The sequence below is a fragment of the Glutamicibacter soli genome (genome assembly GCF_003309065.1).
GTDB lineage: Bacteria > Actinomycetota > Actinomycetes > Actinomycetales > Micrococcaceae > Glutamicibacter > Glutamicibacter soli.
In genome coordinates, this window is the sequence record NZ_POAF01000006.1 from 340978 (window position 1) to 348699 (window position 7722).

Below are 7722 nucleotides of genomic sequence, written 5' to 3' on the forward strand. Positions count from 1 at the left end.
TTCGGAAGGTGCTCACGCCCGCGTGAACATGGTTCTGTTTTCGGGCATGGCGGAGGGTCTGAATCCAGAATGCCAGCGGGTGATTAACGATTATTCCCGGAAAGGTGAACGTTTGGTGAACAGCGCGCCGAAATGGCTGTTTTCGCGTCATCTGCGGACAAAAGTCCCATGGATGAAAGATAGTCTAAAGATGTGAACGAAGTAATCTCGATCTTGATTGCCGCGGTGCTCGGGTTGGCGCTGGGAGTCGTGGGCATCTTGGCCTTCCGGTTCTCGCAAAACCGCACCGCCCGGCTGCCCGAGGTCGACGAGCCAGTCTTGCCGGAAGGCGCCGCCGCGGTGCTCTCCGTGATCGGGCGCGCCTTCGTCATCCTCGACGACGTCGACGGAGTGGTCCGCGCCAACCCCGCTTCCTACGCCTACGGTCTGGTCCGCGGGCACACCCTGGTGCACGACGAGCTGCTGGCGCTGGTGCGCCAGGTGCGCGCCGACGGCGTGATCGCCGAAAGCCAGTACGAGCTGCAGCGCGCGACCCTGGGTGCCGGGCAGCTGATCGTGCATGTGCGCGTGGCCCCGCTGGGGGACGAGTACATCCTGCTGCTGGCCGACGACCGCACCGAGATCACCCGCACCGAGGCGATGCGCAACGACTTCGTCGCGAACGTCTCGCATGAATTGAAGACCCCGGTCGGCGCGATCTCGCTGCTGGCCGAGGCGATCAGCGAAGCTGCCGACGACCCGCAGGCGGTGCTGCGCTTCTCCACGCGCATGGGCAAGGAATCACGGCGCCTGGCAGCCTTGGTGCAGGACATCATCGAGCTTTCGCGGCTGCAGTCCAGCGACGCGATCACCCACGGCCGCGAGTTCCAGCTCGCCCCGGTCATCGCCGAAGCGGTGGACCGCAACAAGCTGCTCGCAGAGGAAAAGGGCATCACCGTCTCGGTGGGCGGCAGCCTGGAGGAAGAGCTCCACGGGGATCCGGATCTGCTGATGACCGCGTTGCGCAACCTGATCGACAATGCGATCCGCTACTCCCCGCCGAACACCACCGTGGGCGTGGGGGTGCGGCAACGCGACGGCTACGCCCAGATTTCCGTGACCGACCAGGGCCCCGGCATTTCAGCGGAGGACCAGGAACGCGTATTCGAGCGCTTCTACCGCGTGGACGGCGCCCGCTCGCGCCAGACCGGCGGCACCGGGCTGGGCCTGAGCATTGTCAAGCACGTGCTGGCCAACCACGGCGGCGAGGTGTCGCTGTGGTCGCAGCCGGGCCAGGGCTCCACGTTCACACTCAGACTTCCCATGATGGATGAAGAACCGGCTGCAGCGCTTGAGCCGGCCGCAGATATGAAGAAGAAACAAGCGGTTGCCGCGTCTGCGGAAGACCGTGAAGGAGGACGCCGATGACCCGCATCTTGATTGTCGAGGACGAGGAATCGCTTTCGGACCCGCTGTCCTATTTGCTGGAGCGGGAGGGATTCGAGGTCAGGGTCGCCGACGACGGGATTGTCGCGGTGAGCGAGTTCGAACGCCATGGCGCGGACCTGGTCCTGCTGGATTTGATGCTCCCCGGCCAGCCCGGCACCGAGGTGATCCGCCAGATCCGCCTGAACAGCCAGGTTCCGGTCATCATGCTCACCGCCAAGGACTCGGAGATCGACAAGGTGGTCGGCCTGGAGCTGGGCGCCGACGACTACGTCACCAAGCCGTACTCCTCGCGCGAGCTGCTGGCCCGCATCCGGGCAGTACTGCGCCGCCAAGGCGAAAGCGAAGAGCTGGTCAGCAACGTGGTGACCGCCGGCCCGGTGCGCATGGACGTGGAGCGCCACATCGTGTCGGTCAACAACGCCGAGGTGGCCATGCCGCTGAAGGAGTTCGAACTGCTGGAAATGCTGCTGCGCAATGCCGGACGCGTGCTGACCCGCGGCCAGCTGATCGACCGCGTCTGGGGCAGCGACTACGTGGGCGACACGAAGACCCTGGACGTGCACGTCAAGCGCCTGCGCTCGAAGATCGAAGGCGACCCGGCGGCGCCGGAACTGCTGGTGACCGTGCGCGGCCTGGGATACAAGTTCGTGGCCTAGCGGGAACTGCCCTGCCGGGAGCCGCTGCGGGCGGCGGCCGCCGGCAAGCAGAAAACCCCGGCGGTGCCTCACTGTGCAGTGGGCGCCGCCGGGGTTCGTCTGTTCTGAAGCCTAGTGTCCGGACTCGGACTTAGGGCTTGGAACCAGGTGCTCGTTGGTGCTTGCCTCGTAGCCGCCCGGAACGAAGTCGCGGTATTCGGCCAGGGTTCCGTCAACCACTGGAACCGAGAAGTCTACGGTCGTGCCGGACACGGTGAACTTGGTGTCGGCGTGCTGGCCGGCCATGATGCCCAGGTCGCTGATGACGGTCTTGTTCTTCTCGTCTTCCAGCTTGGTCTGGCCCTCGGCGGCGACCTTGACGGTGACAGGCGAGGCGTTGCCGGCCTTGATCTGAAGGCTCAGGTCGGACTTGCCATCGTTGACGACGGTGCCGATCAGGCGAGCGTCGGTGGCCTCGGCGTTGGTCACGAACATCAGGTTGCGGACCTCGGCATCGGCAACGTCGACGTTGATTCCGTCGCTGGCTGCGTAGTCGATATCGGTGGCCTGCTGGTTGATGGCGCCACAGCTGGTGACACCGAATGCCAGGGCAGCCACAGCGAGGGACGCGGCAACGCGGCGTCCAACGGTCATGCGTGCGGTGATCACGACACTAACTCCTCGGTGAGAATAATGAGATGCTTCGGTTCGCGGCCGCGTGAAACGGTCGGCACCTAAGGATCAGTGCAGACAGCCGTATTGACCACGATTACCTCTAAGCCTAGCCGTTTTTTGGTCAAAGACGCGATTTAGCGACGTGCAACACACACTTTTCGACAGCTTGTAGACAGGTTGCCCGATGGGGAAAGGGGCAGGTGGGCAACGTGCACACTCTTTTCATACCACGTTCCTCCGGCGATTGGAAGAGGGAATTCCGCATGATTTCGCGGTTATTCGGGGCACGGTGGAACCGGCGTCCGCGCCAGACATGGTAGACTGGAAGGTGGGAAAGGGGTTTATCCACATGGTTTTTGAGGTTGGCGAGACTGTTGTCTACCCGCACCACGGCGCTGCAACGATCGAGGAGATCAAGCTGCGCAAGATCAAGGGCGAAGAGAAAATGTATCTCAAGCTTCGCGTAGCTCAGGGAGACCTGACTATCGAAGTTCCCGCCGACAAGATTGATCTGGTTGGCGTGCGAGACGTGGTAGATCCGGAGGGCTTGAACCATGTGTTCGATGTCCTGCGTGCTGAATTCACCGAAGAGCCGACCAACTGGTCGCGCCGTTACAAGGCGAACGTTGAGAAGCTTGCTTCCGGTGACGTCATCAAGGTGGCTGAGGTTGTCCGCGACCTGTGGCGCCGCGAGAACGACCGAGGCCTCTCCGCTGGCGAGAAGCGCATGCTGGCCAAGGCGCGCCAGGTCCTGATCAGCGAAATGGCGCTGGCCAAGGATCTCGACGAGACCAAGGCCGAGGGGTTGCTGGACGAGGTTCTGGCTTCCGCCTAGGAAGAATCACCTGACAACACCGCGGGGCGCATCACGCGCACCCGCGGTTTTGCATTTAACCCGACGGCCGGTGGCCGTCGCCCGGGCGCGATAAGCTCTTCCCTGTGAACCAAGTGAAACAGCGCAACGCATCGGTGATCCTGGTGGCCGCGGGAATGGGCACCCGGCTGGGCGCCGGAATCCCCAAGGCCCTGGTGGAAATCGCCGGCAAATCCCTGGCCGAGCACGCGGTGGACCGCATCCTGGAAGTGCCCGGGATTCGCGAGGTCATCGTGGTGACCCCGCCCGATGACGACCGCCTGGCCGAAGCGCTGCGTGGCTACCCCGATTCGGTGCGCACCGCCCCCGGCGGCTCGAGCCGCGCCGGATCCGTGCGCAACGGGCTGGCTCAGGTCTGTCCGGATGCCGAGCTCATCCTCGTCCACGATGCCGCCCGCCCCTTCGCCCCCGCCGCGTTGTTCCAGCGGGTGCTGGAGCAGCTGGAAGTTCCCGGCTGCGACGCGGCCATCCCCGCGCTGCCCGTCACCGACACCATTTCAGTCGTCGCTACGGACCCTGCCGGCAGCGAGCTGGTGGTCCAGACCCCCGACCGCTCGACCCTGCGCGCGGTGCAGACCCCGCAGGGATTCAGTGCCGCCACGCTGCGCGAAGCGCACGCCGGGCTCAGGACGCTGAGCGAAGAGCAGCTCGCTGCGGTCACCGACGACGCCTCGATCGTCCGCGCCGCCGGCGGCGCGGTCCATGTGGTGGCAGGGGACGCCCGGGCGCTGAAGGTCACCCACCCGGATGACCTGGCCGCCGCCGAACAGCTGGCCGCCGCAACCACCGAAGCACCCCACAGGAATGAGCCCCAGGACATGCTGCTGCCCCGCGTCGGCACCGGGATCGACATCCACGCCGTAAGCACCGACCCGGAGCGCGAAATGTGGCTGGCCGGGCTGTACTTCCCGGAAGACATCGGGCTGTCAGGGCACTCCGACGGCGACGCCGTGGCCCATGCCGCCTGCGATGCACTGTTCTCCGCCAGCGGCATCGGGGACCTGGGGACCCACTTCGGCGTCGACCGCCCGGAGTTCGCCGGGGCCAGCGGCGTCAGCCTGCTCACCGAAGCGGCGCGCCTGGTCCGCGAGGCAGGATTTGAGATCGGTAACATCGCGGTGCAGTTCGTCGGGCGGCGCCCGCGCTTCGGCGCACGCCGCGAGGAAGCCAACCGCGTGCTCTCCGCGGCGGCCGGAGCACCGGTGAGCATTACCGCCACCACCAGCGACGGGCTGGGATATGAAGGCGCCGGGGAAGGCATCACCGCCTACGCGACCGCACTGGTCTACGAACGCCCGTAGGCTCCATCCCGGAAGCTGGCGGGGCGGCGCTCAGCGCGGCGAGCTCCAAGCCCCGCACGCAAGCGGCAGGTTCTTCGGATAACCTTAAACCGTGAGCCTGCGATTCTATGACACCAAATCCGCTTCCGTACGCGACTTCCAGCCACTGACCGACGGTGAAGTGAAGCTGTACTACTGCGGCGCCACCGTGCAGGGCATGCCGCACGTGGGGCACGTGCGCAGCGCCATCGTCTTCGACGTGCTGGTGCGCTGGCTCGAGTACCGCGGCTTCGCGGTCACCACGGTGCGCAACGTGACGGATATTGAAGACAAGATCCTGGAAAAGTCGGCGAACTCCTTCGCCGAGGATTTCACCGCCGACGAGTACTACACGCCGCGCGAAGAATGGTTCGCGCTGGGCTACCGGTTCGAGCAGGAATTCGCCCGCGCCTACGAGACGCTGGGCGTGCGCCGCCCGACCTACGAGCCCCGCGCCACCGGCCACATCACCGAGATGCACGAGCTGATCCAGCTGCTGATCGACCGCGGCCACGCCTACCCGGCCACCGACGGCTCCGGGGACGTGTACTTCGACGTGCGTTCCTATCCGCAGTACGGCGCGCTGACCCGCCAGAACATCGACGACATGCAAGCGGCCACCGACGCGGATCCGCGCGGCAAGCGCGACCCGCGGGACTTCGCGCTGTGGAAGGGGCACAAGGACACCGATCCACTCACCGCGTCCTGGCCGAGCCCCTGGGGACGCGGACGCCCGGGCTGGCATCTTGAATGCTCCGCCATGGCCACCAAGTACCTCGGCACCCACTTCGACATCCACGGCGGCGGGCTGGACCTGCGTTTCCCGCACCACGAGAACGAGCTGGCGCAGTCCGCGGCCGCCGGCCACGGCTTCGCCAACTACTGGATGCACAACGGCATGGTCACCTACGAGGGCGAAAAGATGTCCAAGTCGGTGGGCAACACCATCTCCCCGCAAGAGATGCTGGAGCTGGCCGACGCCCGCGTGGTGCGCTACTTCCTGGGCCAGGCGCAGTACCGCTCCATGCTGGACTACCGCCCGGACTCCTTGACGGAGGCCGGCGCCGCGGTGGAGCGCATCGACACCTTCATCTCCAACGCCCGATACCGGCTGGGCGAGGCCGCCCAGGCCATCACCGCCACGCACGTGCCGCAGGCGTTCGGCGCCGCGATGGACGACGACCTGAATGTGCCGATGGCGCTGGCCTCGCTGCATGAGACGGTCCGCCACGGCAACGCCTCGCTGGACGCGCATGAGGACGGCGCGGTGGCCGAGGCGCTGGGCCAGGTACTGGCGATGACCCGGGTTCTGGGGCTGGACGACGCCCGCCAGGACACCGGAGCCGCGGCCTCGGCCGAACATCAGGTGCTTGACACGCTGATCCAGGCGCAGCTGGCTGAACGAGCCGAAGCCCGCGCCGCCAAGGACTGGGCCCGCTCGGATGCCATCCGCGACGCGCTGGCCTCCGCCGGAATCACCGTAGTTGATTCAGCGGACGGCGCCCGCTGGACCCTCGAGAACTAAAACGACTTCAAACCAAAGGACAAGCAGATGAGCAAGAAGGGCCCAACCAAGGGTAGTGGCGGTAAGGGACGCAGTTCCCTCAAGGGCAAGGGCCCGACCCCCAAGGCGGAAGACCGCCCGTACCACAAGGCCTACCGCAACAAGCAGCTGGCCGAGCGTTCGGCTGCCAAGCGGACCGAGAACAAGCGCACCGACCGCATCCGCGTTAACGCCGAATACGTCACCGGGCGCAACTCCGTGGTCGAAGCGCTGCGCGCCGGCATTCCGGCCAAGGCGTTGCACGTTGCCATCCGCATCGACGTTGACGACCGCGTCCGCGATTCCCTGAAGCTGGCCGCAGAGCAGGGCATCCCGCTGATGGAAGCCTCCAAGACCGAGCTCGACCGCATGACCGACGGAGCGATCCACCAGGGCCTGGCCCTGCAGATCCCTTCGTACGAGTACAAGGATGCAGTCCAGCTGGCGACCAAGGTCGTCAAGGACTACGAAAAGGGCTACCGCACCGCGCAGCCGCTGCTTCTAGCCCTGGACGGCATTACCGATCCGCGCAACCTGGGCGCCATCGTGCGTTCGGCTTCCGCCTTCGGCGCCGACGGCGTGATCATCCCCGAGCGCCGCAGCGTCGGCATGACCGCTTCGGCCTGGAAGACCAGTGCCGGCGCAGCAGTCCGCGTCCCGGTGGCCAAGTGCACCAACCTCACCAATGCCCTGAAGGAAATCAAGGCCGCAGGCATCTTCGTGATCGGCCTGGACGCCGGCGGCGACATGCAGCTGCCGAACTTCGAACTGGCAACCGGTCCGCTGTGCATCGTGGTGGGCTCCGAAGGCAAGGGCCTGTCCCGGCTGGTCCGCGAGCACTGCGATGCGATCGTCTCGATCCCGATCAACTCCGCCATGGAATCGCTGAACGCGTCGATGGCGGTGGGCATCTCGCTGTACGAGGTCTCGCGACTGCGTGCAGAAGAAGCCAAGTAACTGCATCCCTGACCGATAAGGCTGTAATCCGCGCACTGAAATGCGCAGATTACAGCCTTATTGCGCTAAGTGAGCCGCTTCATAAACATGTTTTTTGGGATAATTCCGGGAATTTAAGCCTGTTTGAGCGGGGAAATCCCCGGAATCATGCGGAATTCCCGTCTCCTATCCGGGGAATAGGCCGATTTTGCGTGGGGGCGCAGGGCGTGTAAAGTTTTATCTCGTGCCGCTGACACGGACCGAACGGAAACGGACGGGAAGTCAACGCGAAGCGAACAGGCTTGGAACGCC

General features: G+C 65.3%; 7 protein-coding genes. 6 read left to right on the top strand and 1 reads right to left on the bottom strand.

What is annotated here, in order from left to right:
- The first annotated feature begins 192 nt into the window (after positions 1-192).
- Both C1H84_RS14050 and C1H84_RS14055 read left to right on the top strand, forming a co-directional pair.
- Positions 193-1407, top strand: a complete 1215-nt coding sequence (locus tag C1H84_RS14050) for a sensor histidine kinase (RefSeq protein WP_113607710.1) — start codon at positions 193-195, stop codon at positions 1405-1407.
- Complete coding sequence (locus tag C1H84_RS14055) at positions 1404-2084, top strand: response regulator transcription factor (RefSeq protein ID WP_047117924.1); 681 nt, start codon at positions 1404-1406, stop codon at positions 2082-2084. Before C1H84_RS14050 ends, C1H84_RS14055 begins: the two co-directional genes overlap by 4 nt.
- 111 nt (positions 2085-2195) lie before the next feature.
- On the opposite strand, the gene C1H84_RS14060 is transcribed toward C1H84_RS14055, so the two are convergent.
- The gene (locus C1H84_RS14060; RefSeq protein WP_047117923.1) at positions 2196-2732 is read right to left on the bottom strand and encodes a hypothetical protein; all 537 of its coding nucleotides are present in this window, start codon (positions 2730-2732) and stop codon (positions 2196-2198) included.
- 355 nt (positions 2733-3087) lie between these two features.
- On the opposite strand from C1H84_RS14060, the gene C1H84_RS14065 reads away from it, so the two are divergent.
- The 4 genes from C1H84_RS14065 (at position 3088) to rlmB (ending at position 7431) form a co-directional block, all read left to right on the top strand.
- Positions 3088-3573 carry a CarD family transcriptional regulator gene (locus C1H84_RS14065; protein WP_047117922.1) on the top strand — a complete coding sequence of 162 codons (486 nt, stop codon included), beginning with the start codon at positions 3088-3090 and terminating at the stop codon, positions 3571-3573.
- Positions 3574-3677: 104 nt separating this feature from the next.
- The gene (ispD, locus tag C1H84_RS14070; RefSeq protein ID WP_113607711.1) at positions 3678-4913 is read left to right on the top strand and encodes a 2-C-methyl-D-erythritol 4-phosphate cytidylyltransferase; all 1236 of its coding nucleotides are present in this window, start codon (positions 3678-3680) and stop codon (positions 4911-4913) included.
- Between the two features lie 91 nt (positions 4914-5004).
- Positions 5005-6456 carry a cysteine--tRNA ligase gene (gene cysS / locus C1H84_RS14075; RefSeq protein ID WP_047117920.1) on the top strand — a complete coding sequence of 484 codons (1452 nt, stop codon included), beginning with the start codon at positions 5005-5007 and terminating at the stop codon, positions 6454-6456.
- Between the two features lie 27 nt (positions 6457-6483).
- Positions 6484-7431, top strand: coding sequence for a 23S rRNA (guanosine(2251)-2'-O)-methyltransferase RlmB (gene rlmB, locus C1H84_RS14080; RefSeq protein WP_047117919.1), 948 nt, complete (start codon positions 6484-6486; stop codon positions 7429-7431).
- The last annotated feature ends 291 nt before the right edge of the window (positions 7432-7722 follow it).

Excerpts from the sequence above, each read along its gene's own strand:
- C1H84_RS14065 (WP_047117922.1), top strand. The coding sequence starts at position 3,088 with ATGGTTTTTGAGGTTGGCGAGACTGTTGTCTACCCGCACCACGGCGCT.
- C1H84_RS14055 (WP_047117924.1), top strand. The coding sequence starts at position 1,404 with ATGACCCGCATCTTGATTGTCGAGGACGAGGAATCGCTTTCGGACCCG.
- rlmB (WP_047117919.1), top strand. The coding sequence starts at position 6,484 with ATGAGCAAGAAGGGCCCAACCAAGGGTAGTGGCGGTAAGGGACGCAGT.